Source organism: Streptomyces sp. NPDC059499, from assembly GCF_042749285.1.
Taxonomy (GTDB): Bacteria; Actinomycetota; Actinomycetes; order Streptomycetales; family Streptomycetaceae; genus Streptomyces.
Genome location: NZ_JBHYTT010000001.1, coordinates 352,605 through 378,891 on the forward strand (window position 1 = coordinate 352,605; position 26,287 = coordinate 378,891).

The window sequence follows — 26,287 nt, forward strand, 5'->3', positions numbered from 1 at the left end:
CCGTCTCGACCCTCAGCGCATCCGGCCGAGGCTCTCCCGCACCCGGCGCGCGTCGCGCAGCCGCTGTTCGTACGTCGCCCCGAGTGCGAGCAGCAGCAGCCCGGCGAGCGCCGGGGGCGCCCAGCGGGGGAGTGCGTCGAAGACCTGGACGACATGCGGGGCCAGCTCGTGGAGCCCGACCAGGGCCAGGACCGAACCGCCGAGCACCAGGGGCGCCTGAAGCCGGAAGCGGGCGCCCGCCAGCGTGACCACGAGCGCCGCCACTCCCAGCAGCAGGGGCCGTAGCCAGTGCGGATCGACCCACGCCACCACGAGGCTCGGCGCCATCGTCATCGAGAGCGCGGGGCCGTACGCCACCCAGGAGGACGCGGCCGGGTCCGTGCGACGGCGCAGGTACCCGACCGCGAACGCGATCGCCGACACCGGCAGGGTGTACGCCTCCGGGTCCGACACCTCCGAAGCCGCGAGCCGCACCCACGCCGCCATCACGAACAGCGCCGCGGCCAGGTGCCCCGCCACCGGCCGGCGGTCCGGCCGCACCGCGGTGCCCGCGGCCAGCACCCCGCACAGCGCCAGCACCAGGGCCAGGAAGGGCGCGTCCGTCACCGCGAGCCCCAGGGCGACCAGCGCCGCGAAGGCCCCGGTGAGCTCCACCGTCAACGCCACCGCGGCCACCCGCAGCCGGGCTCCGAGCAGCACCGTCACCGCGGGAACGACCAGGACCAGAGGAGCCGTGTGCGGCGCGCTCCACCCCAGCGAGGCCCCCACAGCCGAAACAGGCACGATCGCGCACAGGACGGAGGCACCCGCGAGTACCGACCGCATCGCAGCCGCCCCCGAACGGGCCGCCGCACCCGCGAACAGCACCGACAGGCCCACGAACACCGCGTACGTGGCCGGTTCGGCGGCCAGCGCGAGCAGGCCCGCACTCACCGCGCCCACGAGCGCGCACACCAGAGCGGTGAGCGAGAGCGCGCCCGCCCCCTCTCGCACGGCGACCGCCAGCAGCCCCGTCACCAGCAGCAGTTCCACGCCCACCGCCAACGCGTACGGCACGTCCAGCACAGCCGGAAGCGTCAGTGCCGCACACCAGCCCAGGACCATCGCGCCGGCCGCCGAGGCGACACGCCACCCCGGCCGGGGCGAGAGCAGCGTGCCGCGCACCCGGTCCCATCCGGCGTACAGAGCCGTCAACAGGCCCGCCACCAGCACCAGCACCACCGGCGAGGCAGCCGACCCCGGCCACGGCACCGACGGTCCCAGGGCGCCCCGGACGCTCCCCGGCGCCCCGGCCCACACATCGGTCAGCAAGGACACCGGCCCCAGCAGTACAGCCGCCACCGCGGGCAGTGCCCACAGCACCGCACCCGCCGTCACCGCCGCGGACGCCACCAGCACACCCCGGCCCACCGGCTGCGGAACCCGCACACGTACCACCGCCGTCAGCGCCGCACCGCACAGCAGGTACACCACCACCGACCAGTTCCACGGCAGACCCGTACGCAGCACACCGCCCACCGCGGCCACCGCGGCGAGACCTGCCACCACACCCGCGGCAGCGGCCCACTCCTTCGGCGCGCGCCACCCCGCGAACAGCGCCACCACCGCACCGGCCAGCAACAGCGCACCCGGGCCCGCGGCCGCGAGCGGTCCACCGGCCGACACCGACTGGCCCAGGCCGATCAGCATGGAGACCAGCCCGGCCGACGCCGCCCCGACGCCCGCCGTGATCCGCACCGCGAGTCCCCGGCCCCGCAGCGCCACCGCGACATCCGCGGCCGCGGTCACCAGCAGCGCCCATCCGAAGACCCCTGCCTGCGCCCCGGCGGCCCACGCCCCCAGCACCAGCGGCAGCTGCCCCGCCACCACGGCAGCGGGCAGCGGCATCCGCAGCCGTCCCAGCGCCAGCCCGTACGCCGCCCACGACGCGGTCAGCACCGCGGACGCGACCGCCGCGAAGCCGAGCCCGTCCGTGTCCGGCAAGGCCACCGCGTGCAGCGCGTACGCGTCCAGCACCGTCAGCACGAGCGCCAGTGCCGCCAGCGCCTCCGCCGTCGCGGACAGCTTGCGCCGCAGCAGCAGCGCGGGAGCCACGAGCGCGGCCACCGTCACCGTCGCCAGCACCGCCGAACGGCCGGCGATACCCATCTCGCCCCAGCTGAACAGGGTGAACGCGATCGCCGCGATCGTCAGCAGCAGACCACCGAGGACCAGCAGAACGTTCTGCACACCGGACGCACCGGACGTCGGGGCCGCGGGGGCGGCCGGCGGTCCCCAGCCGAACGGCGCGGCGGGAGGACGCGCCGGAGGTGCCGCGAACGGAGGCGGCGCGACCGGCGGGCGCAGCACGCTGAGCAGCCAGGCGCGGCGGTTCAGCAGCTGCAGCCGACGGGCGTCGAGGCGGACAAGTTCCTGGTCGAGGAGCGCCAATTCCTCGGCGGGTGGCGGCACATGTTCCATGGGGGGAGTGTGGCGCCGAACACACGCTCGTACATGCGCTCGGATACTCAGTTCCGGCCGTGAGTAGGTCCGGCACGCGCAGACTGGACCCATGGACTGGAACCACTACCGCTTCACCAGCGTCTGGGACCTGCCCGCCGCTCCCGACACCGTGTACGCGGCCCTGGAAGGAGCCGAGGACTACCCCCGGTGGTGGCCGCAGGTCCGCGAGGTCACTCCCCTCGACGACACCTCCGCCACGACGCGCTTCCGCTCCTTCCTCCCGTACGACCTGGTCGTGACCGTCAGGCAGAGCCGCCGCGAGCCCGCGTCCCGGATCCTCCAGGCCGTCATGACCGGCGATCTCGAGGGCTGGGTCCGCTGGACCGTCACCGCGCACGACGGCGGGAGCCGGGTGCTCTACGAGCAGGAGACCGTCGTCCGCAGGAGGCTGCTGCGCCGCCTCGCCGTGCCCGGACGCCTCGTCTTCCGCGCCAATCACACGCTGATGATGCGCGCCGGACGCCGCGGGCTGGCGGCGTGGCTGCAAGGAGTTTGAACCTAGCCCGCCGGGCCCTGTATGGTTCAACCCGTTCCCGGGCGATTAGCTCAGTGGGAGAGCGCTTCGTTCACACCGAAGAGGTCACTGGTTCGAAACCAGTATCGCCCACCCGGGAAAAGCCGGTCCGTCAGCACCACCGACGGACCGGCTTTCGCGTACCCGGCCAGGATCAGGCCGCCGCCGGCAGCTCCGGACGCAGCGGCCACGCCGGATCCACCGCCTCCGCCTCACCGTTCCTCTCGAACCACGCCTGCAGACCGCGCGCCTGCGCCGCGTGCCACACCGCCTGCAACGAGTGCAGCTCGGCCGGCGACAGCCGCTCCAGCCGGGCGGAGAACCGCCGCCCCACCGCACGCACGAGCTCCAGCGACGCCGCCGCGTCGGCCGCCGCGTCATGCGCCCCGTCCAGCACCACCCCGTACAGCTCGCACAGATCCGTCAGCGTGCGGCGGCCCTTGCGGTAGCGGTCCAGGTGCTTGTCCAGGACACGTGGGTCCAGCACGCACAGGGGTGTGTTCTGCAGATACGTGCCCAGCGACGACGCCCGGTGCCGCTTCAGCTCCCGGTCCAGCAGCGTCAGGTCGAACGGCGCGTTCATCACGACGAGCGGCCGGCCCGTCGCGCACTGCTCGGCCAGCGCCCTCGCTATCTCCTCGACGACCGGTGCGGGCCACCGGCCGTTGCGCTGCAGGTGGTCGTCGGTCAGACCGTGGATCTCGGTGGCCCCGACGGGTACCGGTATCCCCGGATTGACCAGCCAGCGGGTGACGCGAAGACGTCCGCCCGCGGTGTCCTGGACCACGAGGGCGGCCGAAACGATCCGGTCCTCCTCGACGTCCACGCCTGTTGTCTCCGTGTCAAAAGCGGCCAGCGGCCCTTCGAACCAGTGCATCATCCCCGAACTCCTCGCCCCTGCTCGGCAGATGACGGGATTCCTCTGCCCGATTCGGTGATACCCGGGCCCTTTGCCTGATACGCCGTTTGCGGGCCGTCTCCTGCGGTGACAACACAGGAGACGGGAAAGGAAGTTGACCGTCCCGTCAGCGGAGACCGGGCAACCGGTCGGCACATCCCGGAAGGCACACGGAGCCATGGCGCTCGCGCAGCCGAACCCAGGGGGTCCCGCCCGCGCCGAGGACTACGGGGGAGGACCGCCGCCGCAGCGGATGGCACCACCACTGCGCGGCACCCTCGCCACCACCGCCTGCATGGAGACCCTCCAGGTGGGCTACCTGCACGCGGTAGCGGCCGCGGCGGGGTGTTCCCTGTCGCAGCCCTTTCCCGACAACGGCATCGACTGGCACGTCAGCCACGGCGCCCCCGACCACACCGTCGACGACGAAGTGACCATCAAGGTGCAGCTCAAGTGCACCTACCAGATTCCCCCGCACCCACCCGGCGCGGCGTTCTCCTTCACGCTCGACAACGCCCACCTCGTGAAGCTCGCACGGACACCCGTGTCGGTGCACAAGATCCTCGTCGTGATGATCGTGCCCCGCAGCCAGGACGACTGGCTGCGCGCCGGGCACGACCGTCTCGACCTGCGGCACTGCTGCTACTGGACCAACCTGGCCGGCCACGCGGTGACGGGCCGGCACAGGACCACTGTGCGGATCCCGACCTCGCGGATCTTCGACGACCGAGCACTCTGCGAGATCATGGCCCGGGTCGGGGCGGGAGGGAGACCCTGATGCACCGGTCGATGGACGAGCCCGCCGGCGGGACGACGCCGGCGGGCACACGCGCACACCCGTACGCCGAGGACGTGGACCAGGGGCCGGACCCCGCCCTCGTCGACCCGGCCGTACTCGGCACGCTCCTGCGCCGGCACGGATGGCGCCGTCGCGGAGGAGCCGCCGGGCGCTACAGCCGGTGGACCCCGCCCGGTTCCGCCGCCGCGGGCACCAGCCTGCTCGTGCCCGACACCGCCGCCTACCCCGACAGTGAGGACCTGCTCGCCGAAGCCCTCACCGCGCTCGCCCGCAGCGCCGCGCCGTCGGCACGTGACGTCCTGGTCTCCCTCGCCGTGCCCAGCGACGAGATCCGCTGGTGGCGCGATGTCCCCGAGGAGACCGCCGGGGCCGCGGGCTGGACGGAGGCCGAACAACTGCGTACGGCCGCCCGGCAGATCCTGCTCGCCGGAGCACTCGCCGTACGAGGCCTCGCCGGCTACCACGGCGCACGCCACCGCGGGAAGGCGCGGGCGGCCCTGGACGGCACCCTCGTCGGACCCGCCCCGGGAGGCCGCCGGCTCACCGTCTTCGTCCCCGTCGCCTCCGGGCGGGCCGTAGCCGTGCAGCTCTACCAGGCGCTGCACGCCACCAGGGAGGCCGTCGACTACCAGCGCGCCACCGGGGGCATGGAAGCGTTCGACAGCGCCGTCGCGGCGGGGGTCAGCAGGGAGCTGACCGAGGCGGTCGTCGCCCTGGTCCGCGGATCGGAAGGCACCAGGATCACCCTGGACTGGGCACCCGCCGCCGGAACGCCCGAAGGCTGCCCCGCACGGCCGGAGCCCGTCGAGTTCTCCCCGGGAGACCTGCCCGCCCTGCGCCTGGCAGGGGTGCGCTACCTCCAGGACGAGCCGGCCGTCCCGGTACGGATCACCGGGGCCGTCGTGCGGCTGCGCCGTTCCGGGCCCCGCGGCCCGGGCATCGTGCGGCTGCGGGTGCTGGCCGGGGCCGAGGTCGCGCACGTCCGGATCGAACTCGACGAGGAGGCGTACCGGATCGCGGGCCACGCCCACCTCGTCGGCCTGCCGCTGCGGGTCGAGGGCCGGCTGGAGAACCGCGGCGGCTTCCGGCGGCTCACCGGAGCCTCGCAGGTCGCGCCCGTCCAGGTGGACGAGGCCGAGCGGGACCGGCTGATGAAGTCGCTCCAGGAGAACGTCGACTTCTTCGAGGAGGCGTGCACGGGGGACGAGGGATAGCCCCCGGGGTACCCCCGCGGTATCCCTTTCGCGTCCGGGGCCTCCGGCTCGGTACGATTCCTCTTGCGCGCAGAGGAATGCGACGCACCCCCTCAGTCAGGAGAGACCGGTGTCAGACGTCCGTGTGATCATCCAACGCGATTCCGAGCGGGAAGAGCACGTGGTGACGACGGGAACGACGGCCGGCGAGCTCTTCCCCGGACAGCGCACCGTCGTCGCCGCACGGGTCGAGGGGGAGCTCCGGGACCTCGCGTACGAGCTCAAGGACGGCGAAGTCGTCGAGCCCGTCGAGATCTCCTCCGAGGACGGCCTCAACATCCTGCGGCACTCCACCGCGCACGTGATGGCCCAGGCCGTGCAGGAGCTGCACCCCGACGCCAAGCTGGGCATCGGCCCGCCGGTCAAGGACGGCTTCTACTACGACTTCGACGTCGAGAAGCCGTTCACGCCCGAGGACCTCAAGGCCATCGAGAAGAAGATGCAGGAGATCCAGAAGCGGGGTCAGAGGTTCTCCCGCCGGGTGGTCACCGACGAGGCCGCCCGTGAGGAGCTCGCCGACGAGCCGTACAAGCTGGAGCTCATCGGCATCAAGGGCTCGGCCTCCTCGGACGACGGCGCGGACGTCGAGGTGGGCGGCGGCGAGCTGACCATCTACGACAACTTCGACGCCAAGACCGGCGAGCTGTGCTGGAAGGACCTCTGCCGCGGTCCTCACCTGCCCACCACCCGGTTCATCCCGGCGTTCAAGCTGATGCGGAACGCCGCGGCGTACTGGCGGGGCAGCGAGAAGAACCCCATGCTGCAGCGCATCTACGGCACCGCGTGGCCCACCAAGGACGAGCTCAAGGCGCACCTGGAGTTCCTGGAGGAGGCCGCCAAGCGCGACCACCGCAAGCTCGGCAACGAGCTGGACCTCTTCTCCTTCCCCGACGAGATCGGCCCCGGCCTCGCCGTCTTCCACCCCAAGGGCGGCGTCATCCGCCGGGCCATGGAGGACTACTCGCGGCGCCGCCACGAGGAGGAGGGCTACGAGTTCGTCTACAGCCCCCACGCGACCAAGGGCAAGCTCTTCGAGAAGTCCGGCCACCTGGACTGGTACGCCGACGGCATGTACCCGCCCATGCAGCTCGACGACGGGGTGGACTACTACCTCAAGCCGATGAACTGCCCGATGCACAACCTGATCTTCGACGCGCGAGGCCGTTCGTACCGCGAACTTCCGCTGCGGCTCTTCGAGTTCGGCACGGTGTACCGGTACGAGAAGTCGGGTGTCGTCCACGGGCTGACCCGCTCGCGCGGCTTCACCCAGGACGACGCGCACATCTACTGCACCAAGGAGCAGATGGCGGAGGAGCTCGACCGGACGCTCACCTTCGTCCTGAACCTCCTGCGCGACTACGGGCTGACCGACTTCTACCTGGAGCTCTCCACCAAGGACCCGGAGAAGTTCGTCGGCTCCGACGAGGTCTGGGAAGAGGCCACCGAGACGCTGCGCCAGGTCGCCGAGAAGCAGGGCCTGCCCCTGGTCCCGGACCCGGGCGGCGCCGCGTTCTACGGCCCGAAGATCTCGGTGCAGTGCAAGGACGCCATCGGCCGTACCTGGCAGATGTCGACCGTGCAGCTCGACTTCAACCTGCCGGAGCGCTTCGACCTGGAGTACACCGGCCCGGACGGCACCAAGCAGCGCCCGGTCATGATCCACCGCGCGCTGTTCGGCTCCATCGAGCGCTTCTTCGCGGTGCTGCTCGAGCACTACGCGGGCGCGTTCCCGGTATGGCTGGCCCCGGTCCAGGCGGTCGGCATCCCGATCGGTGACACCCACATCCCGTACCTCCAGGAGTTCGCCGCCGAGGCCCGGAAGAAGGGCCTGCGGGTGGAGGTGGACGCTTCTTCGGACCGTATGCAGAAGAAGATCCGCAACCACCAGCGCGCCAAGGTGCCGTTCATGATCATCGTCGGTGACGAGGACATGAACGCCGGCACCGTGTCCTTCCGCTACCGCGACGGTTCGCAGGAGAACGGCATCGCCCGCGACGAAGCGATCGCCAAGCTCGTCGACGTGGTGGAGCGACGCGTCCAGGTGTGATCCCTGTCCGAGAAGAGGCCCCCGGGGAGCTACACGCTCCCCGGGGGCCTCTTCTCGTCCTCCCGGGAGAACACCTGCAGCAGCCACGAGGAGAACGAACCCGTCACCGCACCCAGCAGTGCCAGCCCGCAGGCCATCAGCCCCGCCGCGACGACCCGGCCGCCGAACGTGACCGGCACGGCGTCCCCGTACCCCACCGTCGTGAGCGTCGCGCACGCCCACCACACCGCGTCGCCGAACGTACGGATGCTGGCGTCCGGGGCCGAGTGCTCCAGGTGGTACACGGCGAGCGACGCCGAGAAGCCGAGCAGCACGGTCGTGAGCCCGGCGTAGGAGATCACGCGGGCGTACAGGCTCAGCCGCGGCTCGTCCCTGCGCTTCTGGACCGCCGTGTAGATCTGGACCACACGCAGGGGGCGCAGCAGGGGCAGCACGAGCACCACGGTGTCCAGCCAGTGGGTGCGTACGAAGCGCCGGCCGAGGCCGCTGAGGTGGAGCCGTACGCCGTAGTCCACCGCGAAGAGGAACCAGGTGGCGTAGACGAGGGCGAGGGCGATGTCGCGCCAGGGTTCGCTGTCATGGGGGGCGAGGACCCGGACCGCGTAGCCGGTGAGGAAGACCAGCGCCGCGACGAAGAGCGGGACCTCCGTACGCTGCTCCCATTCCGTCAGCCGGAGGGGGGCGGTGGGGGCGGGGCGGTCGCTCATGGCCTCAGCATTGCGGTGCGCTGCCCGGTCGGGCCCCGGCGACACGCTCCGCCGGGGTGAAGCAATATGCTGACCGGCATGACCAGTGAGCCGGAGCAGCAGATCGGAGTGGGGACGCCCGACGCGTTCCAGCGCCTGTGGACGCCCCACCGGATGGCCTACATCCAGGGTGAGAACAAGCCGAACGGTCCGGGGGCCGAGGACGGCTGTCCGTTCTGCGTGATTCCCTCCAAGTCGGACGAGGACGGGCTCGTCGTCGCGCGCGGCGAGAAGGTCTACGCCGTGCTCAATCTGTACCCGTACAACGGCGGACACCTGATGGTCGTGCCGTACCGCCACGTGGCGGACTACACGGAGCTCGACGGTCCGGAGACGGCCGAACTCGCCGATTTCACCAAGCGGGCGATGGTCGCGCTGCGGGCGGCGTCCGGAGCTCACGGGTTCAACATCGGGATGAACCAGGGTGCGGAGGCCGGGGCGGGCATCGCCGCGCACCTGCACCAGCACGTGGTGCCGCGCTGGGGCGGGGACACCAACTTCATGCCGGTCGTCGCCCACACGAAGGTGCTGCCCCAGCTGCTCGGGGACACCCGGGCGATGCTGGCCGGTGTCTGGCCGGCCGAGCGGCCCGCCGGCTGAGTCTCCGCCCACACGTGCGTGGTCATGCGTCGTAGACGTCGGCCTTCCGCGGTGCCGGGTCCTGGACCAGACCGCTGAGGATCATGGAGCGGTTGTCGAAGCGTTCGGTGTCGACGCCGTTCTCCTGCAGGACCCGCATGGCGGCGGAGTGCACGGACCGCAGGACGGGGGTGGCCGCCCGCATGGCGTCGTCGGCCATGAAGCGGTGACCCCACGGCTTGGCGGCCCAGGCGTGGCGCAGGCCGAAGGGCTCGGGGAGGACGATCTTGCCTCCGAGGTAGTCGAGCAGCGGCGGATACCAGGTGAACGGGGCACGCAGCGCGAGCCTGACGACTTCCTTCGCCTTGACCAGGGGGAGCGTGACCTTGCGGGTCTCCCAGAACTTGACGGCCTTCTTCACCGTCTTCGTCTCGGCCTCCGGCTTGGAGAGGAAGAGGGAGTGGACCGGCCCCAGTGCGTGTCCGGTGACCTCGATCCGCAGGGTCTCGTGGAGCACGGTGACGGTGATCAGCATGGTGATCACCAGCTGGCCGTCCCAGAGGGTGAACTGGACGCCCAGGTAGTGCCGGTCCCCGCTGCCGAACTGCTGGTGGTTGCAGATCCGCTGTATCTCGTGCGGCTTGACCTGGAAGGTGGCGACGTCCTCGCCCGCGGGGCGCGAGACGGAGTCGGCGTTCTCACCGACGGGCGACACGATCCAGTGCTTGACGGAGGGGGTGGGGAAGCCCCCGGTGTTCAGCGGGCCGCGCTCCAGCATCTTGAGCTGGTCGTGGATGACCCTTATCAGGTCCCAGCTGCGGAACTGGTGGATCTCCTTGGCGGGGTCCTTGGGTACGAGCTCCTCGGCGAGCTGCCAGCTGCCCCAGCGGGTGCCCATGCCGAGGATGCCCTTGGGGCCGGCGTAGAAGACCGCGTTGGACTGCTGCTCGGCGGAGAGCTTCTCCAGGCCCTGGCGCAGGGCCTCACGGGCCGTCTCGTTGGGGTTCTTCGGTACGGCTTCGGGGATCTTGGCCCTGACGCCGGTGCCGGAGAGGAGTCCCTCCCAGCGGTCGCGCATGTCCTTGGCGGACGTCTCCGCGATCCGCTTGGCGAGCAGCCAGCCGATGACCGGGGCGACGACCATGGCGCGGAGATAGAGGGCCGGGAGGCCGGTGACCGGCATGGCGACCAGGAAGATGGTGGCGACAACGCCGACGGCGACGAGCAGGACGCCGCCCAGGGACTGGAAGACCTTGTCCTTGGAGTTGTTGAGGGAGTCGCGAAGCCGGAAGGCCAGGACCCACAGGATCAGTCCGGGCAGGAACGCGAAGCCGAAGAGAGCCGTCACCAGAGTCAGCCGGGTGTCGCGTGCCTTGCGCAGTCGGGTGGCGGACAGGCAGTGCTCGACGACGGTCTGCGGGTCGGTGCCGAACGACTGGATGAGCGCCTTGCGGTCGCCCCCGAGCGTGCGTTCCTGGACGGCGCGGGAGAACGCCTCACCGAGATTCGGCTTGAAGTAGTCGGACTTGAAGAGCTTGGAGTCGCCCGGCTTCACCTCGGACTTGTGCCACTCGCTGTTGGCCTTGAGGATCTCCGACACATCGCTGTCGCGGTATGCGGCGGAGGCGAGGGCGTTGGTCGCCACCGCCTGTCCGGCCGAACCCTGGAGAGGGATCTGCGCTCCGGGAGAGAAATCGAATCCGTCGTTGGCCACTCTGCCGCCCCCACTTGACGCCTGGTCTGCTCCTGCGGCTGTTCCCAACTACCGTACGTCGCACACCTTCTGAGCTGGGACCACAGCGTATCGTCCGGATCGCGACGCCGCCCGGCTGTGGGGGCCGGGACGGGGTGGCAGGTGTCAATTCCGGTCAGCTAGGTGCCGTTTGTGCCGTTTTCCTGCTCTTCGCGGATGCGGTCGGCGAGTTGGGGAGGCATGGCCTCGTGCCGGGCGTACGCCCGGTCGAACCGTCCGGTGCCGTGCGACAGGGAGCGTAGATCGACCGCGTACCTGCCGATCTCGATCTCGGGCACCTCGGCGCGTACGAGGGTCTGCTCCCCGGCCGCCTGCTCGGTGCCGACCACCCTGCCGCGCCGGCCGGCGAGATCACTCATCACGGCCCCTACGTAGTCGTCGGGAACCAGCACCCGGACCTCGGCGACCGGTTCGAGGAGCTGGATACGGGTGTCGGTGGCCGCCTCACGCAGTGCGAGGGCGCCGGCGGTCTGGAAAGCGGCGTCGGACGAGTCGACCGAGTGCGACTTCCCGTCGAGCAGGGTGATGCGGACGTCGACGAGCGGGTGCCCCGCCGCGACGCCGCGGGCCGCCTGGGCGCGTACGCCCTTCTCGACGGACGGGATGAACTGGCGCGGCACCGCGCCGCCCACCACCTTGTCGACGAACTCGATGCCCGTACCGGGAGGCAGTGGCTCCACCTCGATCTCGCAGATGGCGTACTGGCCGTGGCCGCCCGACTGCTTGACGTGGCGGCCCAGCCCGACGGTCCGTGACGCGAACGTCTCCCGCAGGGGCACCCGGTGAGGTACGGCGTCGACCTGCACGCCGTACCTGCTGCGCAGCCGCTCCAGCGCGACATCCGCCTGGGCCTCTCCCATGCACCACAGGACGACCTGGCGGGTGTCCTTGTTCTGCTCCAGGCGCAGGGTGGGATCCTCGGCGACGAGCCGGGCCAGGCCCTGGGAGAGCTTGTCCTCGTCGGCCTTGCTGTGCGCGCGGACCGCCAGGGGCAGCAGCGGGTCCGGCATGGTCCACGGCTCCATCAGCAGCGGATCGCCGGGGCCGGAGAGGGTATCCCCGGTCTCGGCACCGCCCAGCTTGGAGACGGACGCGAGGTCTCCGGCGATGCAGTGGTCCAGGGGGCGCTGCTGCTTGCCGAAGGGGGAGGAGAGCGCGCCCACCCGTACGTCCGCGTCGTGGCAGGGGCGCGGCTCGTGCCCCGGGTCGGTGAGGCCGTGGCCGCACACGTGCACCGTGTCGTCGGGGCGCAGGGTGCCGGAGAAGACGCGCACGAGGGAGACGCGTCCGACGTAGGGGTCGGACGCCGTCTTCACCACCTCGGCGACCAAGGGCCCCTGCGGGTCGCAGACCGGTGCGGGCCGCGGGGCGCCCCCGGGGGTGGTGACGGCGGGGAGGGTCCGTTCGAGGGGGGAGGGGAAGCCGCCGGTGATCAGGTCCAGGAGCTCGACCGTGCCGATCCCCTGACGCGCGCCGTCGACGGCCGGGGCCGCGGTGAGGACGGGGTGGAAGGCGCCGCGTGCGACGGCGCGTTCCAGGTCGTCGACGAGCGTCTTGGTGTCGATGTCGCCGCCGGCGAGGTAGTGGTCCATCAAGGTCTCGTCCTCGCTCTCGGCGATGATCCCTTCGATGAGCCGGTTGCGTGCCGCCAGGAGCGGCTCCCGCTCGTCGCCCGCGGGAGGGTTCTCCTTCCGCTCCCCGGAGGAGTAGTCGAAGATCCGCTGCGTGAGCAGTCCGGTGAGACCCGTAAGCGGCGCGTGCCCGTCAGGGGCCTCGGGGCCCTGCACCGGCAGATAGAGGGGAAGCACGGCGTCGGGGTCCTCGCCGCCGAAGAGCCGGCCGCACACCCGGGTCATCTCGTCGAAGGAGGTGCGGGCGGTGTCCAGATGCGTGACGACGATCGCGCGCGGCATCCCGACGGCGGCGCACTCCTCCCAGACCGCGCGGGTGGTGCCCGCGACCGCGTCGGCCTCCTGGGCCGCCGAGATGACGAACAGGGCCGCGTCCGCAGCGCGCAGACCGGCCCTGAGTTCCCCGACGAAATCCGCGTATCCGGGGGTGTCCAGCAGATTGATCTTGTAGCCGCCCCATTCGACGGGGACCAGCGAGAGCTGTACGGAACGTTGTCGGCGTCGTTCGATCTCGTCGTAGTCGGAGACGGTCCCGCCGTCCTCGACCCGGCCGGCCCGGTTGACCGCTCCCGCCGTGAGCGCGAGAGCCTCGACCAGAGTGGTCTTGCCCGAGCCGCTGTGGCCGACCATCACCACGTTCCGTACGGAAGCGGGCCGGTCGGCCGTCGCTGCTCTGCCGGCGGCCCCGGTGTGTGTATGCGTCCTGTCGCCCATGATGCGTTCCTCCCGATCGGTGGGGCTGGGAGGCCCCGGGGAGTAGGGGTCACGGGCAGGAGGAGCCGACGCGGCTCCGGCGGCGCCCGCGTAATTCGAGCTTTCCACTCGGGCCGGGCCGCGTCCATACGTCGCACCCCGACGCCGGTCTCTTCCGGGTGACCCACCGGGACGGGGTGCCCCGCCGTGGGACGGCACGGCTCGTGACTACGATGGGCCAGCCGGTGGCCGAAGTGGCCGCGCGGCCCACCGAACCTCGGGAAGGCCATGCTGAACAAGTACGCGCGTGCATTTTTTACGCGTGTCCTCACACCGTTCGCCGCTCTGCTGCTCCGCCTCGGGGTCAGCCCCGACGCGGTCACTCTCGTCGGCACGGCCGGAGTGATGGCAGGTGCGCTGGTCTTCTTCCCGATGGGGGAGTTCTTCTGGGGCACGATCGTGATCACGGTCTTCGTCTTCTCGGATCTCGTCGACGGCAACATGGCGCGGCAGGCCGGGATCTCCAGCCGGTGGGGCGCGTTCCTGGACTCGACGCTCGACCGGGTCGCGGACGGGGCGATCTTCGCCGGGTTCGCGCTCTGGTACGCGGGCAGCGGTGACGACAACGTGCTGTGTGCGGTCGCGATCTTCTGCCTGGCCAGTGGCCAGGTGGTCTCGTACACCAAGGCCCGCGGTGAGTCGATCGGCCTGCCGGTCGCGGTCAACGGGCTGGTGGAACGCGCCGAACGGCTGGTGATCTCGCTGGTCGCCGCCGGACTGGCCGGCCTGCACGGGTTCGGCGTGCCCGGGATCCAGATCCTGCTGCCGATCGCGCTGTGGATCGTCGCGGTGGGCAGCCTGGTGACCCTCGTCCAGCGGGTGGTGACCGTGCGCCGGGAGTCGGCCGAGGCCGACGCCGAGGCCGCCGCCGCGGGCGGGACCGCGGAACAGGGGAGCGAGGCCGCGCAGTGAGCGGCACCGGATCCGATCTCAAGGGACGGCTCACCGACGGGCTCTACGGGCTCGGCTGGGGCGCGGTCAAGAAGCTGCCCGAACCGGCCGCCCGCGCGCTCTTCCGCACCATCGCCGACCAGGTCTGGAAGCGGCGGGGCAAGTCGGTGCTGCGGCTGGAGTCGAACCTGGCCAGGGTGGTGCCCGACGCGGACCCCGCCCGCCTCGCCGAGCTGTCGAAGGCCGGCATGCGCTCCTACATGCGCTACTGGATGGAGTCCTTCCGGCTGCCGACCTGGAGTCCGCAGCGGATCAGGGACAGCATCAACGTCCGGGACGTCCACCGGCTCACCGAGGGCATGGACGCCGGGAACGGGGTCATCCTCGCGCTCCCGCACCTGGGGAACTGGGACCTGGCGGGCGCCTGGGTCACCACCGACCTGAAGGTGCCGTTCACGACGGTCGCCGAGCGGCTGAAGCCGGAGACCCTGTACGACCGGTTCGTGGCCTACCGCCAGGGCCTGGGCATGGAGGTCCTGCCGCACAACGGAGGGGCCGCCTTCGGGACCCTGGCCAGGCGGCTGCGGTCCGGCGGCCTGATCTGCCTGGTCGCCGACCGCGACCTGTCGGCGTCCGGTGTCGAGGTGAACTTCTTCGGCGACACCGCGCGGATGCCCGCAGGACCCGCGCTGCTGGCCCAGCAGACCGGCGCGCTGCTGCTGCCCGTCACGCTCTGGTACGACGGCACGTCCGTCATGCAGGCGCAGATCCATCCTCCCGTCGGCGCACCCGGGACAGGTACCCGCGCCGAGAACACGTCCTCCATGACACAGGCGCTGGCCGATGCCTTCGCCACCGGGATCGCCGAGCATCCGGAGGACTGGCACATGCTGCAGCGGCTCTGGATCTCCGATCTGGACCCCCAGGGGGAAGCTCCGTGAAGATCGGCATCGTCTGCCCGTACTCCTGGGACGTACCCGGCGGGGTGCAGTTCCACATCCGGGACCTGGCCGAGCACCTGATCCGCCTCGGCCATCACGTCTCGGTGCTGGCGCCCGCCGACGACGAGACGCCGCTGCCGCCGTACGTGGTGTCCGCGGGCCGTGCCGTGCCCGTCCCGTACAACGGCTCGGTGGCCCGGCTGAACTTCGGGTTCCTGTCCGCCGCGCGGGTGCGCCGCTGGCTGCACGACGGCACCTTCGACGTCATCCACATCCACGAGCCCACCTCGCCCTCGCTCGGGCTGCTCGCCTGCTGGGCGGCGCAGGGGCCGATCGTCGCCACGTTCCACACGTCCAACCCCCGCTCCCGGGCCATGATCGCCGCGTACCCGATCCTCCAGCCGGCGCTGGAGAAGATCAGCGCGCGGATCGCGGTGAGCGAGTACGCGCGACGCACCCTGGTCGAGCACCTCGGCGGGGACGCGGTGGTCATCCCCAACGGCGTGGACGTCGGCTTCTTCGCCGGCGCCGAACCGAAGGCCGAGTGGCAGGGCGGCACGCTCGGCTTCATAGGGCGCATCGACGAACCGCGCAAGGGCCTGCCCGTCCTGATGAAGGCTCTTCCCGCGATCCTCGCCGCCCGCCCGGAGACCCGCCTGCTGGTCGCGGGCCGCGGTGACGAGGAGGAGGCGGTCGCCTCACTGCCGAAGGAGATGCGCGAGCGCGTCGAGTTCCTCGGCATGGTGAGCGACGAGGACAAGGCGCGGCTGCTGTGCAGTGTCGATGTGTACGTGGCGCCGAACACCGGCGGTGAGAGCTTCGGCATCATCCTGGTCGAGGCCCTGTCGGCGGGAGCCCCCGTGCTCGCCAGCGACCTCGACGCGTTCGCGCAGGTGCTGGACCAGGGGGCCGCGGGCGACCTCTTCGCCAACGAGGACGCCGACGCGCTCGCAGAGGCCGCGATCCGCCTGCTGGGCGACCCGGAGCGTCGGGCCGGTCTGCGGGAGCGGGGCAGCGCGCACGTGCGCCGCTTCGACTGGGAGACGGTCGGCGCGGACATCCTCGCGGTGTACGAGACGGTCACGGACGGCGCCGCATCGGTGGACACCGACGAACGCACGGGCCTGCGCGCACGGTTCGGGCTGGCCAGGGACTGACGCCGGGGCTCACGGGCCGTTACGGCGCACCGGCGGCCCGGGGGCGCACCCGGCGACGGTAGCCTTGCCGCCCGTGATCGAAACCTTCATCTGGATTGCCGTCGCGCTCCTCGCGATCGGCCTGTACCTCAGCTGGACCGCCGGCCGGCTCGACCGGCTCCACGCCCGTATCGACGCTTCCCGGGCGGCCCTGGACGCCCAGCTGCTGCGCCGTGCCTCGGTCACCCAGGAACTGGCCACCGCCGGGGTGCTGGATCCCGCGGCGTCGATCGTGCTGTACGAGGCGGCGCACGCCGCACGGCAGGCGGAGGAGGAGCAGCGCGAGGTCTCCGAGAGCGAGCTGAGCACCGCGCTGCGGGCCGTGTTCGGCGAGACGGCGCAGGTCGAGGCCCTCAAGGAGTTCCCCGGCGGACAGGACGCGGCGAAGGAACTGGCCGCCGCCGTGCGCCGGGTCCCGATGGCCCGTCGCTTCCACAACGACTCGGTGCGTGCCGCCCGCGCGCTGCGCAGGCACCGCACGGTACGGCTGTTCCGGCTCGCGGGACACGCCCCGTTCCCGCTCGCCTTCGAGATGGACGACGAGCCACCGGTCGCGCTGGCGGACCGGCCCGGCAGCTGAGGCGACGCGCAAAACGGTCCACGGGGTGTCCATTGGCCCTTGCTGTGGACTGGTCCCGCAGCGTTTGCTCGTGCCTGCAGGCTCCTAGTTTCTTTTCACCCCCAGTGAGGTCGATCCGTGTCCACGCTTCCCAGCACCCCGCAGTCCACCGAGTCCCCGGCCACCGGCACCGCCCGAGTCAAGCGCGGCATGGCCGAGCAGCTCAAGGGCGGCGTGATCATGGACGTCGTCGACGCCGAGCAGGCGAAGATCGCCGAGGACGCGGGCGCCGTGGCCGTCATGGCCCTGGAGCGGGTTCCGGCCGACATCCGCAAGGACGGCGGCGTGGCCCGGATGTCCGACCCCAACATGATCGAAGAGATCATCGAGGCCGTCTCCATCCCCGTCATGGCCAAGTCCCGCATCGGCCACTTCGTCGAGGCCCAGGTCCTGCAGTCCCTCGGCGTCGACTACATCGACGAGTCCGAGGTCCTCACCCCGGCCGACGAGGTCAACCACAGCGACAAGTTCGCCTTCACCACCCCCTTCGTCTGTGGTGCCACCAACCTGGGCGAGGCCCTGCGCCGCATCGCCGAGGGCGCCGCGATGATCCGCTCGAAGGGCGAGGCCGGCACCGGCAACGTCGTCGAGGCGGTCCGGCACCTGCGCCAGATCAAGAACGAGATCGCCCGCCTGCGCGGCTTCGACAACAACGAGCTGTACGCCGCCGCCAAGGACCTCCGTGCCCCGTACGAGCTGGTCAAGGAGGTCGCCGAGCTCGGCAAGCTGCCCGTCGTCCTGTTTTCCGCCGGTGGTGTCGCCACCCCCGCGGACGCGGCCCTGATGCGTCAGCTCGGTGCCGAGGGCGTCTTCGTCGGCTCCGGCATCTTCAAGTCCGGCGACCCCGCCAAGCGCGCCGCCGCCATCGTGAAGGCCACCACCTTCTACGACGACCCGAAGATCATCGCGGACGCCTCCCGCAACCTGGGCGAGGCCATGGTCGGCATCAACTGCGACACGCTGCCCGAGGCCGAGCGCTACGCCAACCGTGGCTGGTAACCCACTGATGACCGACAACCCTGTCATCGGAGTCCTGGCTCTCCAGGGCGACGTACGGGAACATCTGATCGCCCTGGCCTCGGCGGACGCCGTGGCCAGGCCGGTCCGGCGTCCCGAGGAGCTCGCCGAGGTCGACGGGCTCGTGATACCCGGTGGCGAGTCCACCACGATGTCCAAGCTGGCCGTCCTGTTCGGCATGCTGGAACCGCTGCGCGAGCGGGTCGCCGCGGGAATGCCGGTCTACGGCACCTGCGCCGGGATGATCCTGCTCGCCGACAAGATCCTGGACCCCCGATCGGGCCAGGAGACGGTCGGTGGCATCGACATGATCGTGCGCCGTAACGCTTTCGGGCGGCAGAACGAGTCGTTCGAAGCCGCCGTCGAGGTGGAAGGGATCGCGGACGGTCCGGTCGAGGGCGTGTTCATCCGCGCGCCCTGGGTCGAGTCGGTCGGGGCGGAGACAGAGGTCATCGCGGAACACGGCGGGCATATTGTCGCTGTACGGCAGGGAAACGCCCTGGCTACGTCATTCCACCCCGAACTGACCGGGGACCACCGGGTCCACGCACTCTTCGTCGACATGGTGCGCGCAGTGTGCTGACTCGATCCCGGTAGGATCTCTCGGGTTCGTTCAGATTTTGGTGACGCGAAGGAGAAGGCAGATGTCCGGCCACTCTAAATGGGCTACGACGAAGCACAAGAAGGCCGTGATTGATGCCAAGCGCGGCAAGCTCTTCGCGAAGCTGATCAAGAACATCGAGGTTGCGGCGCGTTCCGGCGGCGTGGACCCCGAAGGCAACCCGACGCTCGTCGACGCCATCCAGAAGGCGAAGAAGAGCTCCGTCCCGAACAAGAACATCGACTCCGCGGTCAAGCGCGGCGGCGGTCTCGAAGCGGGCGGCGCCGACTACGAGACGATCATGTACGAGGGCTACGGCCCCAACGGTGTCGCGGTGCTCATCGAGTGCCTCACCGACAACCGCAACCGCGCGGCGTCCGACGTACGTGTCGCGATGACCCGCAACGGCGGCTCGATGGCCGACCCCGGGTCCGTCTCGTACCTGTTCAACCGCAAGGGCGTCGTCATCGTCCCGAAGGGCGAGCTGTCCGAGGACGACGTCCTGGGCGCCGTGCTCGACGCGGGCGCCGAGGAGGTCAACGACCTCGGTGAGACCTTCGAGGTCGTCAGCGAGGCCACCGACATGGTCGCGGTCCGCACCGCGCTCCAGGAGGCGGGAATCGACTACGACTCCGCCGAGGCCAACTTCCTGCCCACCATGCAGGTCGACCTCGACGAAGAGGGCGCGCGCAAGATCTTCAAGCTCATCGACGCGCTCGAGGACAGCGACGACGTGCAGAACGTCTTCGCCAACTTCGACGTCTCCGACGAGGTCATGGAGAAGGTCGACGCCTGACATCAGGGCACCCTCCGCGCGAGCGGAGCCGACGGGCCGACGGGGACACACCCCGTCGGCCCGTCGCATTGTCGGTGCGAGCCGATAGCCTGCGGGAACAGTTGACCGATCGGTGAGGGGAGGGGGCGCTCCATGCGTGTTCTGGGCGTGGACCCGGGGCTGACCCGGTGCGGTGTCGGAGTCGTCGACGGTGTGGCGGGCCGGCCGCTGACGATGGTCGGCGTCGGCGTCGTACGCACGCCGGCCGATGCCGAGCTCGGACACCGGCTGGTTGCCATCGAGCAGGGCATCGAGCAGTGGCTCGACGAGCACCGGCCCGAATTCGTCGCTGTGGAGCGGGTGTTCAGCCAGCACAACGTCCGTACGGTGATGGGCACCGCCCAGGCCAGCGCGGTCGCCATGCTCTGCGCGTCCCGCCGGGGCATCCCGGTCGCCCTGCACACCCCCAGTGAGGTCAAGGCGGCCGTCACCGGCTCCGGCCGCGCCGACAAGGCGCAGGTCGGAGCCATGGTGACCCGGCTGCTGCGGCTCGACGCACCGCCCAGACCCGCCGACGCCGCCGACGCACTCGCCCTCGCCATCTGCCACATCTGGCGCGCCCCCGCGCAGAACCGACTGCAGCAGGCCGTCGCCGCCCACCGCACGCTGAAAGGCCGTACCGCATGATCGCCTTCGTCTCCGGCCCGGTGGCCGCCCTCGCCCCGACCACGGCCGTGATCGAGGTCGGCGGCATCGGCATGGCCGTCCACTGCGCCCCCGGCACAATCGCGGGCCTGCGGATCGGCCAGGAGGCGAGGCTCGCCACCTCCCTCGTCGTACGGGAGGACTCGCTTACGCTGTACGGCTTCGCCGACGACGACGAGCGGCAGGTCTTCGAGCTCCTCCAGACCGCCAACGGCGTCGGCCCGCGCCTCGCCCAGGCGATGCTCGCCACCCACAGCCCGGACGCGCTGCGCATCGCCGTCGCCACCGGTGACGAGAAGGCGCTCACCGCCGTCTCCGGGATCGGCAAGAAGGGCGCCCAGAAGCTCCTCCTGGACCTCAAGGACCGGCTCGGCGAGCCGGTCGGGGCGCACATCGGGCAGCAGGGCATCGGCACCGCGGTCAGCTCCTCCTGGCGCGACCAGCTGCAGGCCGCCCTGATCGGCCTCGGCTACGCGACGCGCGAGGCCGACGAGGCCGTGACCGCCGTGGCCCCGCAGGCCGAGGCCGCGATCGCCGGCGGCGCACAGCCGCCCGTACCGCAGCTGCTGCGCGCGGCCCTGCAGACACTCAACCGCGCACGCTGACCCGGGGGCGGACGCCCCGTACGCCGGCCGGAGCACCGCACGGTCCGGCACCGAAACACCCGAGGCGGGACTGACGAGATGAACTGGGACGAGACCGGAACCGACACCGGCGCGACGGACGACCTGCTGGACGACCGGCTGGTCGCCGCCGGTGCGGACGGGGAGGACACCGCGGTCGAGGCCGCACTGCGCCCGAAGGACCTCGACGAGTTCGTCGGCCAGGAGAAGGTACGAGAACAGCTCGACCTGGTGCTCAAGGCCGCCCGCGCCCGTGGCGCCACGGCCGATCACGTCCTGCTCTCCGGCGCCCCGGGCCTCGGCAAGACCACTCTCTCCCTGATCATCGCCGCCGAGATGAACGCCCCGATCCGCATCACCTCCGGCCCCGCCATCCAGCACGCGGGCGATCTGGCGGCGATCCTCTCGTCCCTCCAGGAGGGCGAGGTCCTCTTCCTCGACGAGATCCACCGCATGTCGCGGCCCGCCGAGGAAATGCTCTACATGGCCATGGAGGACTTCCGCGTCGACGTCATCGTCGGCAAGGGGCCCGGTGCCACGGCCATCCCGCTGGAACTGCCCCCCTTCACCCTGGTCGGGGCCACCACCAGGGCCGGACTGCTGCCGCCCCCGCTGCGGGACCGATTCGGCTTCACCGGCCACATGGAGTTCTACGCCCCCACGGAGCTGGAGCGGGTCATCCACCGCTCCGCGGGCCTCCTCGACGTCGCCATAGACACCGAGGGCGCGGCCGAGATCGCCGGACGCTCCCGGGGCACGCCCCGAATCGCCAACCGGCTGCTGCGCCGTGTCCGGGACTACGCGCAGGTCAAGGCCGAGGGCCGGATCGACCGGGACATCGCCGCAGCGGCCCTGCGGGTCTACGAGGTCGACGACCGCGGCCTGGACCGACTGGACCGCGCCGTGCTCGGCGCCCTGCTGAAACTCTTCGGCGGCGGCCCCGTCGGCCTGTCCACCCTCGCCGTGGCGGTGGGGGAGGAGCGCGAGACCGTCGAGGAGGTCGCCGAGCCCTTCCTCGTACGGGAAGGACTGCTCGCGAGGACCCCCCGAGGCCGCGTGGCCACCCCCGCGGCCTGGGCGCACCTCGGCCTCGTACCGCCGCAGCAAGGCGTTAAGGGACAACAGGGCCTGTTCGGGGCGTGATGCGTCACAGGGTTGGCCACCAGGGGAACCACGGTGCCATGCTGGGCGTTGTTCCAATGATGCGGACTCGCTTAGACTCCGCCGATGCCGCCCGTACAGGTCGGTGTACCCACCCCCGTAGATCAGGCCGCATTTCAGCGCGGTCGTGCGAAGGAAGTTCCGTCCCGTGAGTCTCGTGACCCTCCTCCCCTTCATCGTGCTCATCGGGGCCATGTTCCTGATGACCCGGTCCGCCAAGAAGAAGCAGCAGGCGGCTGCGCAGATGCGCAACGACATGCAGCCCGGCACGGGCGTCCGGACGATCGGGGGCATGTACGCCACCGTCAAGGAGATCCAGGACGACACGGTTCTCCTCGAGGTCGCGCCCGGCGTCCACGCCATCTACGCCAAGAACTCGATCGGTGCCGTCCTCGACGACGCGGAGTACAACCGCATCGTCCACGGTGACGACGAGGACCTGAAGGTCGACGGCGCGGTCGTGCCCGACGACGCCTCCTCGCTGACCGCCACCGAGACCGCCGAGGCGGACACGGCCGATGACGCGGACGACGCGAAGATCGACCTGGGCAAGAAGGCCGAGGTCGACGCCGACGGGTCCAAGGACTCCGAGGTCAAGGACGCCAAGGCCGACGGCGAGGGCGACGCGAAGTAGTTCCACGATCCAGGGACGCCGGACACCTGACAGGTGACCGGCGTCCCTCGGACCGTGCGGTCTTCTGCGGGGGCGGGTCCCCACAACACTTCGTGGCCGCTCGGGCGCGTACCCGGCGCGGGGCGGTTGGACAGGGAGAAACGAGAAGGTGGCAGCACCGAAGAAGGGCCGAGGGCCGGCCGGCGGTCAGAGCAGGCCGGGGCGTGCCCTGGCTTTCATTCTGATCGCCATGGTCGCGCTCACCGGCGGGATGTTCTGGTCCGGTCACACCACGCCCAGGCTTGGTATCGACCTGGCGGGCGGCACATCGATCACGCTCAAGGCGAAGAGCCAGCCCGGCAAGCCTGACGCGATCAACGAGACCAACATGAACACCGCGGTCAGCATCATCGAGCGCCGTGTCAATGGTCTGGGTGTCTCCGAGGCCGAGGTCCAGACCCAGGGCAAGTCGAACATCATCGTCAACATCCCCAAGGGCACGAATTCGAAGCAGGCCCGGGATCAGGTCGGTACGACTGCCCAGCTCTACTTCCGTCCCGTGCTCACCGTCGCCGGGGGCGAACCGACGCCGACCGGGTCCGCGAGCCCTTCCGCGAGCGGTTCCGGAAAGCCGAGTGCGAAGGCGAGCGACCCGGAGACTGCTTCCGACTCGAAGACCACGCCTTCGGCGAGCGCCACCACGCAGGGCCGTGCGGTCACCGGCGCCCTGAAGAAGGACGCGACGCCGACCCCCAGCGCCTCGGACGGCGCGAAGACGTCCGAGACCCCTGCGGCGACGCCGGCGCCCGACCCGGCGACCGCCGCGCTGGAGAAGAAGTTCACCGCGCTGGACTGCACCGACCCCGAGGCCCGGGTGGCCGCCGGTGTCGGCGTCAAGCCCGAGGACCCCGCGGTCGCGTGCAGCTCCGAAGGTGACGCGAAGTACCTCCTCGGCCCGGCCGAGGTCTCCGGTACGGACGTCGACGACGCCAAGGCCCAGTTCGACCAGCAGCGCGGCATCTGGCTCGTCTCGATGGAGTTCACCGACAAGGGCTCCAAGAAATTCCAGACGATCACCAAGAAGCTGTCGGCGCAGCAGTCCCCGATGAACCAGTTCGCGATCTCCCTCGACGGTGAGGTCGTCTCCGCACCGCAGGTGAACGAGACCCTCAGCGGCAGCGCCGAGATCTCCGGCAGCTTCACCCAGCAGTCCGCCGAGGACCTGGCCAACGTGCTCTCCTACGGCGCGCTTCCGCTGTCCTTCAGCGAGGACACGGTCACCACGGTCACCGCGGCCCTCGGTGGCGAGCAGCTGGAGGCCGGTCTGATCGCCGGCGCCATCGGCCTGGCCCTGGTCATCATCTACCTGGTGGCCTACTACCGCGGTCTGGCGCTCATCGCGCTCCTCAGCCTCGGGGCGTCCGGCGTCCTGACCTACACGATCATGGCTTTGCTCGGCCCGGCCATCGGCTTCGCGCTGAACCTGCCCGCGGTCTGTGGTGCCATCGTGGCGATCGGTATCACGGCGGACTCGTTCATCGTGTACTTCGAACGCGTCCGTGACGAGATCCGCGAAGGCCGCACGCTGCGTCCCGCGATCGAGAGGGCCTGGCCCCGTGCCCGGCGCACGATCCTGGTCTCCGACTTCGTGTCGTTCCTCGCCGCCGCGGTGCTCTTCCTGGTCACCGTCGGGAAGGTCCAGGGCTTCGCGTTCACGCTCGGCCTGACGACCGTGCTCGACGTCGTCGTGGTGTTCCTCTTCACGAAGCCCCTCATGACGCTGATGGGCCGTACGAAGTTCTTCTCCAGCGGCCATCCCTGGTCCGGGCTGGATCCGAAGCGGCTCGGTGCCAAGCCGCCGCTGCGCCGCTCGCGCCGTGTCAACGCCCCCACCGACCACCCGAAGGAGGCGTGAGATGTCGCGACTCGGCAATCTCGGCGCCCGGCTCTACCGTGGCGAGGTCGGTTACGACTTCATCGGTAACCGCAAGATCTGGTACGGCGTCTCGATCCTGATCACGATCACGGCCGTCCTCGGCCTGGCGGTCAGCGGTCTGAACATGGGCATCGAGTTCAAGGGCGGGGCGGTCTTCACGACCGACACCAAGGCCAAGGTCTCGGTCTCCCAGGCCCACGAGGACGCCGTGGCGGCCTCCGGTCACGAGGCGATCGTCCAGGAACTCGGCGACGGCGGCCTCCGGATCCAGATCACCGAGGTCGACACGGCGCAGGCCGACCGGATCAAGGCCCAGCTCTCCGAGGACCTCGGCATTCCGGAGTCCAAGATCAACGCGGACCTGGTCGGACCCAGCTGGGGTGAGCAGATCGCCAACAAGGCCTGGACCGGCCTCGGCATCTTCATGGTCCTCGTGGTGGTCTACCTCGCCATCGCCTTCGAATGGCGCATGGCCATCGCGGCCCTCGTCGCGTTGATCCATGACATCACCATCACGGTCGGTGTCTACGCCTTGGTCGGCTTCGAGGTCACCCCGGGCACCGTGATCGGTCTGCTGACGATCCTCGGTTACTCCCTCTACGACACCGTCGTCGTCTTCGACAGTCTCAAGGAGGGCCAGAAGGGGATCACGAAGCAGACCCGCTGGACGTACAGCGAGGTCGCCAACCGCTCCATCAACGGCACGCTGGTGCGCTCCATCAACACCACCGTCGTCGCGCTGCTGCCGGTCGCCGGTCTGCTCTTCATCGGTGGCGGCGTCCTCGGCGCCGGCATGCTGAACGACATCTCGCTGTCGCTCTTCGTCGGCCTCGCGGCCGGTGCGTACTCCTCGATCTTCATCGCCACACCGCTGGTCGCCGACCTCAAGGAACGCGAACCGCAGATGAAGGCGCTGAAGAAGCGGATCCTCGCCAAGCGGGCCGCCGCAGCCGCCAAGGGCGAGTCCGTGGAGGACGAGCGGGACGACCGCGCGCAGGAGGACGACGGCTTCCCCGAGGACGCCGCAGCCGCCGGCGCCGTCGTGGGGCAGCGCCAGCAGCCCAGGGGCCACGGGCGGACTCCGGGGAAGCGTCGATGACCAGCACCACCGACTCGACCCGGGAGCTCCTGCTCAGCCGGATCCGCGACGTACCGGACTATCCGAAGCCCGGAGTGGTGTTCAAGGACATCACCCCGCTGCTCGCGGACCCGGTCGCCTTCACGGCGCTCACCGACGCCCTGGCGGACCTGTGCGTACGGTACGGGGCCACCAAGGTCGTCGGCCTCGAGGCGCGCGGTTTCATCCTGGCGGCGCCCGTCGCCGTCAAGGCCGGGCTCGGCTTCGTACCCGTACGCAAGGCCGGGAAGCTGCCCGGTGCCACGCTCGGGCAGGCGTACGAGCTGGAGTACGGCACGGCGGAGATCGAGATCCACGCCGAGGACCTGTCGGCCGACGACCGGATCATGGTCATCGACGACGTCCTGGCCACCGGCGGAACCGCCGAGGCCTCGCTGGAACTGATCCGCCGGGCCGGTGCCCAGGTCGCGGGTGTGGCGGTTCTCATGGAGCTCGGCTTCCTCGTCGGCCGTGCACGTCTCGAGGGAGCCCTGCGCGGCGCCCCGCTGGAGGCGCTGATCACGCTCTGAGCGGCGCTGCGCAGCCGTTATGGCAGCAGCCGGTCACACAGGACGGGCACCCGGGACATCCGGGTGCCCGTTCTGCGTTGTGGCGGG

The 26,287-nt window shown here is 70.7% G+C and carries 24 protein-coding genes and 1 tRNA gene; 20 read left to right on the forward strand and 5 right to left on the reverse strand.

The annotated features are described in order from the left end of the window. Positions 1-12 precede the first annotated feature (12 nt). Positions 13-2,460 (reverse strand): SCO7613 C-terminal domain-containing membrane protein, encoded by a 2,448-nt coding sequence (locus ACFW9O_RS01630; protein ID WP_384603840.1) that lies wholly within the window; start codon positions 2,458-2,460, stop codon positions 13-15. Positions 2,461-2,551: 91 nt separating this feature from the next. Between ACFW9O_RS01630 and ACFW9O_RS01635 the strand changes: the two genes are divergently transcribed. Beyond that, the gene (locus ACFW9O_RS01635; RefSeq protein WP_384603843.1) at positions 2,552-2,998 is read left to right on the forward strand and encodes an SRPBCC family protein; all 447 of its coding nucleotides are present in this window, start codon (positions 2,552-2,554) and stop codon (positions 2,996-2,998) included. Between the two features lie 39 nt (positions 2,999-3,037). Further along, positions 3,038-3,109, forward strand: a tRNA-Val gene (locus tag ACFW9O_RS01640). Positions 3,110-3,170: 61 nt separating this feature from the next. Here ACFW9O_RS01640 and ACFW9O_RS01645 read toward each other — a convergent pair. Continuing rightward, entirely contained in the window at positions 3,171-3,896 is a 726-nt protein-coding gene (locus ACFW9O_RS01645) for a 3'-5' exonuclease (RefSeq protein WP_384603846.1), read from the reverse strand. A 196-nt stretch (positions 3,897-4,092) separates the two neighbouring features. Between ACFW9O_RS01645 and ACFW9O_RS01650 the strand changes: the two genes are divergently transcribed. From ACFW9O_RS01650 to thrS, 3 genes are all read left to right on the forward strand, one after another. Further along, complete coding sequence (locus ACFW9O_RS01650) at positions 4,093-4,692, forward strand: DUF4365 domain-containing protein (protein ID WP_351180506.1); 600 nt, start codon at positions 4,093-4,095, stop codon at positions 4,690-4,692. Beyond that, a complete protein-coding gene (locus ACFW9O_RS01655; RefSeq protein WP_384603849.1) occupies positions 4,692-5,927 on the forward strand; it encodes a hypothetical protein in 1,236 nt (411 codons plus the stop codon). Before ACFW9O_RS01650 ends, ACFW9O_RS01655 begins: the two co-directional genes overlap by 1 nt. Before the next feature lie 109 nt (positions 5,928-6,036). After that, a complete protein-coding gene (gene thrS, locus ACFW9O_RS01660) occupies positions 6,037-8,013 on the forward strand; it encodes a threonine--tRNA ligase (RefSeq protein WP_351180501.1) in 1,977 nt (658 codons plus the stop codon). A gap of 29 nt (positions 8,014-8,042) precedes the next feature. Here thrS and ACFW9O_RS01665 read toward each other — a convergent pair whose 3' ends face one another. Continuing rightward, positions 8,043-8,720, reverse strand: coding sequence for a potassium channel family protein (locus ACFW9O_RS01665; protein ID WP_384603851.1), 678 nt, complete (start codon positions 8,718-8,720; stop codon positions 8,043-8,045). Positions 8,721-8,786: 66 nt separating this feature from the next. Here ACFW9O_RS01665 and ACFW9O_RS01670 point away from each other — a divergent pair, with 66 nt between their 5' ends. After that, positions 8,787-9,359: an HIT family protein gene (locus tag ACFW9O_RS01670; protein ID WP_384603854.1), complete on the forward strand. Its 573-nt coding sequence runs from the start codon at positions 8,787-8,789 to the stop codon at positions 9,357-9,359. A 22-nt stretch (positions 9,360-9,381) separates the two neighbouring features. Here ACFW9O_RS01670 and ACFW9O_RS01675 read toward each other — a convergent pair whose 3' ends face one another. Both ACFW9O_RS01675 and ACFW9O_RS01680 read right to left on the reverse strand, forming a co-directional pair. Further along, entirely contained in the window at positions 9,382-11,052 is a 1,671-nt protein-coding gene (locus tag ACFW9O_RS01675) for a hypothetical protein (RefSeq protein ID WP_384603857.1), read from the reverse strand. 158 nt (positions 11,053-11,210) lie between these two features. Continuing rightward, the gene (locus tag ACFW9O_RS01680; RefSeq protein ID WP_384603859.1) at positions 11,211-13,436 is read right to left on the reverse strand and encodes an elongation factor G-like protein EF-G2; all 2,226 of its coding nucleotides are present in this window, start codon (positions 13,434-13,436) and stop codon (positions 11,211-11,213) included. 267 nt (positions 13,437-13,703) lie between these two features. Between ACFW9O_RS01680 and pgsA the strand changes: the two genes are divergently transcribed. The 14 genes from pgsA (at position 13,704) to ACFW9O_RS01750 (ending at position 26,200) form a co-directional block, all read left to right on the forward strand. After that, positions 13,704-14,387, forward strand: a complete 684-nt coding sequence (gene pgsA, locus ACFW9O_RS01685) for a phosphatidylinositol phosphate synthase (protein WP_384603862.1) — start codon at positions 13,704-13,706, stop codon at positions 14,385-14,387. Next, entirely contained in the window at positions 14,384-15,307 is a 924-nt protein-coding gene (locus ACFW9O_RS01690; RefSeq protein WP_384603865.1) for a phosphatidylinositol mannoside acyltransferase, read from the forward strand. Before pgsA ends, ACFW9O_RS01690 begins: the two co-directional genes overlap by 4 nt. Beyond that, entirely contained in the window at positions 15,304-16,464 is a 1,161-nt protein-coding gene (locus tag ACFW9O_RS01695) for a glycosyltransferase family 4 protein (protein ID WP_351180860.1), read from the forward strand. Before ACFW9O_RS01690 ends, ACFW9O_RS01695 begins: the two co-directional genes overlap by 4 nt. A 73-nt stretch (positions 16,465-16,537) precedes the next feature. Then, a complete protein-coding gene (locus ACFW9O_RS01700; protein ID WP_329212905.1) occupies positions 16,538-17,083 on the forward strand; it encodes a hypothetical protein in 546 nt (181 codons plus the stop codon). Positions 17,084-17,200: 117 nt separating this feature from the next. Next, positions 17,201-18,121, forward strand: coding sequence for a pyridoxal 5'-phosphate synthase lyase subunit PdxS (gene pdxS, locus ACFW9O_RS01705; protein ID WP_351180863.1), 921 nt, complete (start codon positions 17,201-17,203; stop codon positions 18,119-18,121). Positions 18,122-18,128: 7 nt separating this feature from the next. Then, positions 18,129-18,722: a pyridoxal 5'-phosphate synthase glutaminase subunit PdxT gene (gene pdxT, locus ACFW9O_RS01710; RefSeq protein WP_351180866.1), complete on the forward strand. Its 594-nt coding sequence runs from the start codon at positions 18,129-18,131 to the stop codon at positions 18,720-18,722. A gap of 61 nt (positions 18,723-18,783) precedes the next feature. After that, a complete protein-coding gene (locus ACFW9O_RS01715) occupies positions 18,784-19,536 on the forward strand; it encodes a YebC/PmpR family DNA-binding transcriptional regulator (RefSeq protein ID WP_266929230.1) in 753 nt (250 codons plus the stop codon). Positions 19,537-19,668: 132 nt separating this feature from the next. After that, positions 19,669-20,202, forward strand: a complete 534-nt coding sequence (gene ruvC / locus ACFW9O_RS01720) for a crossover junction endodeoxyribonuclease RuvC (protein ID WP_384603871.1) — start codon at positions 19,669-19,671, stop codon at positions 20,200-20,202. Next, on the forward strand, positions 20,199-20,825 hold the full coding sequence (gene ruvA, locus ACFW9O_RS01725) for a Holliday junction branch migration protein RuvA (protein ID WP_384603873.1): 627 nt from the start codon (positions 20,199-20,201) through the stop codon (positions 20,823-20,825). Before ruvC ends, ruvA begins: the two co-directional genes overlap by 4 nt. 78 nt (positions 20,826-20,903) lie before the next feature. Continuing rightward, positions 20,904-21,986: a Holliday junction branch migration DNA helicase RuvB gene (ruvB, locus tag ACFW9O_RS01730; protein ID WP_351180896.1), complete on the forward strand. Its 1,083-nt coding sequence runs from the start codon at positions 20,904-20,906 to the stop codon at positions 21,984-21,986. A gap of 166 nt (positions 21,987-22,152) precedes the next feature. Beyond that, a complete protein-coding gene (gene yajC / locus ACFW9O_RS01735; protein WP_384603876.1) occupies positions 22,153-22,638 on the forward strand; it encodes a preprotein translocase subunit YajC in 486 nt (161 codons plus the stop codon). A gap of 148 nt (positions 22,639-22,786) precedes the next feature. Further along, positions 22,787-24,532: a protein translocase subunit SecD gene (gene secD / locus ACFW9O_RS01740; protein ID WP_384603878.1), complete on the forward strand. Its 1,746-nt coding sequence runs from the start codon at positions 22,787-22,789 to the stop codon at positions 24,530-24,532. Between the two features lies 1 nt (position 24,533). Next, positions 24,534-25,652, forward strand: a complete 1,119-nt coding sequence (gene secF / locus ACFW9O_RS01745) for a protein translocase subunit SecF (RefSeq protein WP_384603881.1) — start codon at positions 24,534-24,536, stop codon at positions 25,650-25,652. Continuing rightward, positions 25,649-26,200, forward strand: a complete 552-nt coding sequence (locus ACFW9O_RS01750) for an adenine phosphoribosyltransferase (protein ID WP_384603882.1) — start codon at positions 25,649-25,651, stop codon at positions 26,198-26,200. Before secF ends, ACFW9O_RS01750 begins: the two co-directional genes overlap by 4 nt. Positions 26,201-26,287 lie beyond the last annotated feature (87 nt).

Coding starts and splice junctions, on each gene's coding strand:
- ruvB (WP_351180896.1), top strand. CDS start 20,904: ATGAACTGGGACGAGACCGGAACCGACACCGGCGCGACGGACGACCTG.
- pgsA (WP_384603862.1), top strand. CDS start 13,704: ATGCTGAACAAGTACGCGCGTGCATTTTTTACGCGTGTCCTCACACCG.
- ACFW9O_RS01655 (WP_384603849.1), top strand. CDS start 4,692: ATGCACCGGTCGATGGACGAGCCCGCCGGCGGGACGACGCCGGCGGGC.
- ACFW9O_RS01650 (WP_351180506.1), top strand. CDS start 4,093: ATGGCGCTCGCGCAGCCGAACCCAGGGGGTCCCGCCCGCGCCGAGGAC.
- secF (WP_384603881.1), top strand. CDS start 24,534: ATGTCGCGACTCGGCAATCTCGGCGCCCGGCTCTACCGTGGCGAGGTC.
- ACFW9O_RS01715 (WP_266929230.1), top strand. CDS start 18,784: ATGTCCGGCCACTCTAAATGGGCTACGACGAAGCACAAGAAGGCCGTG.
- ACFW9O_RS01635 (WP_384603843.1), top strand. CDS start 2,552: ATGGACTGGAACCACTACCGCTTCACCAGCGTCTGGGACCTGCCCGCC.
- pdxT (WP_351180866.1), top strand. CDS start 18,129: ATGACCGACAACCCTGTCATCGGAGTCCTGGCTCTCCAGGGCGACGTA.
- ACFW9O_RS01750 (WP_384603882.1), top strand. CDS start 25,649: ATGACCAGCACCACCGACTCGACCCGGGAGCTCCTGCTCAGCCGGATC.
- ruvC (WP_384603871.1), top strand. CDS start 19,669: ATGCGTGTTCTGGGCGTGGACCCGGGGCTGACCCGGTGCGGTGTCGGA.
- ACFW9O_RS01680 (WP_384603859.1), bottom strand. CDS start 13,436: ATGGGCGACAGGACGCATACACACACCGGGGCCGCCGGCAGAGCAGCG.
- ACFW9O_RS01630 (WP_384603840.1), bottom strand. CDS start 2,460: ATGGAACATGTGCCGCCACCCGCCGAGGAATTGGCGCTCCTCGACCAG.
- ACFW9O_RS01665 (WP_384603851.1), bottom strand. CDS start 8,720: ATGAGCGACCGCCCCGCCCCCACCGCCCCCCTCCGGCTGACGGAATGG.
- ACFW9O_RS01645 (WP_384603846.1), bottom strand. CDS start 3,896: ATGATGCACTGGTTCGAAGGGCCGCTGGCCGCTTTTGACACGGAGACA.
- ACFW9O_RS01670 (WP_384603854.1), top strand. CDS start 8,787: ATGCTGACCGGCATGACCAGTGAGCCGGAGCAGCAGATCGGAGTGGGG.
- ruvA (WP_384603873.1), top strand. CDS start 20,199: ATGATCGCCTTCGTCTCCGGCCCGGTGGCCGCCCTCGCCCCGACCACG.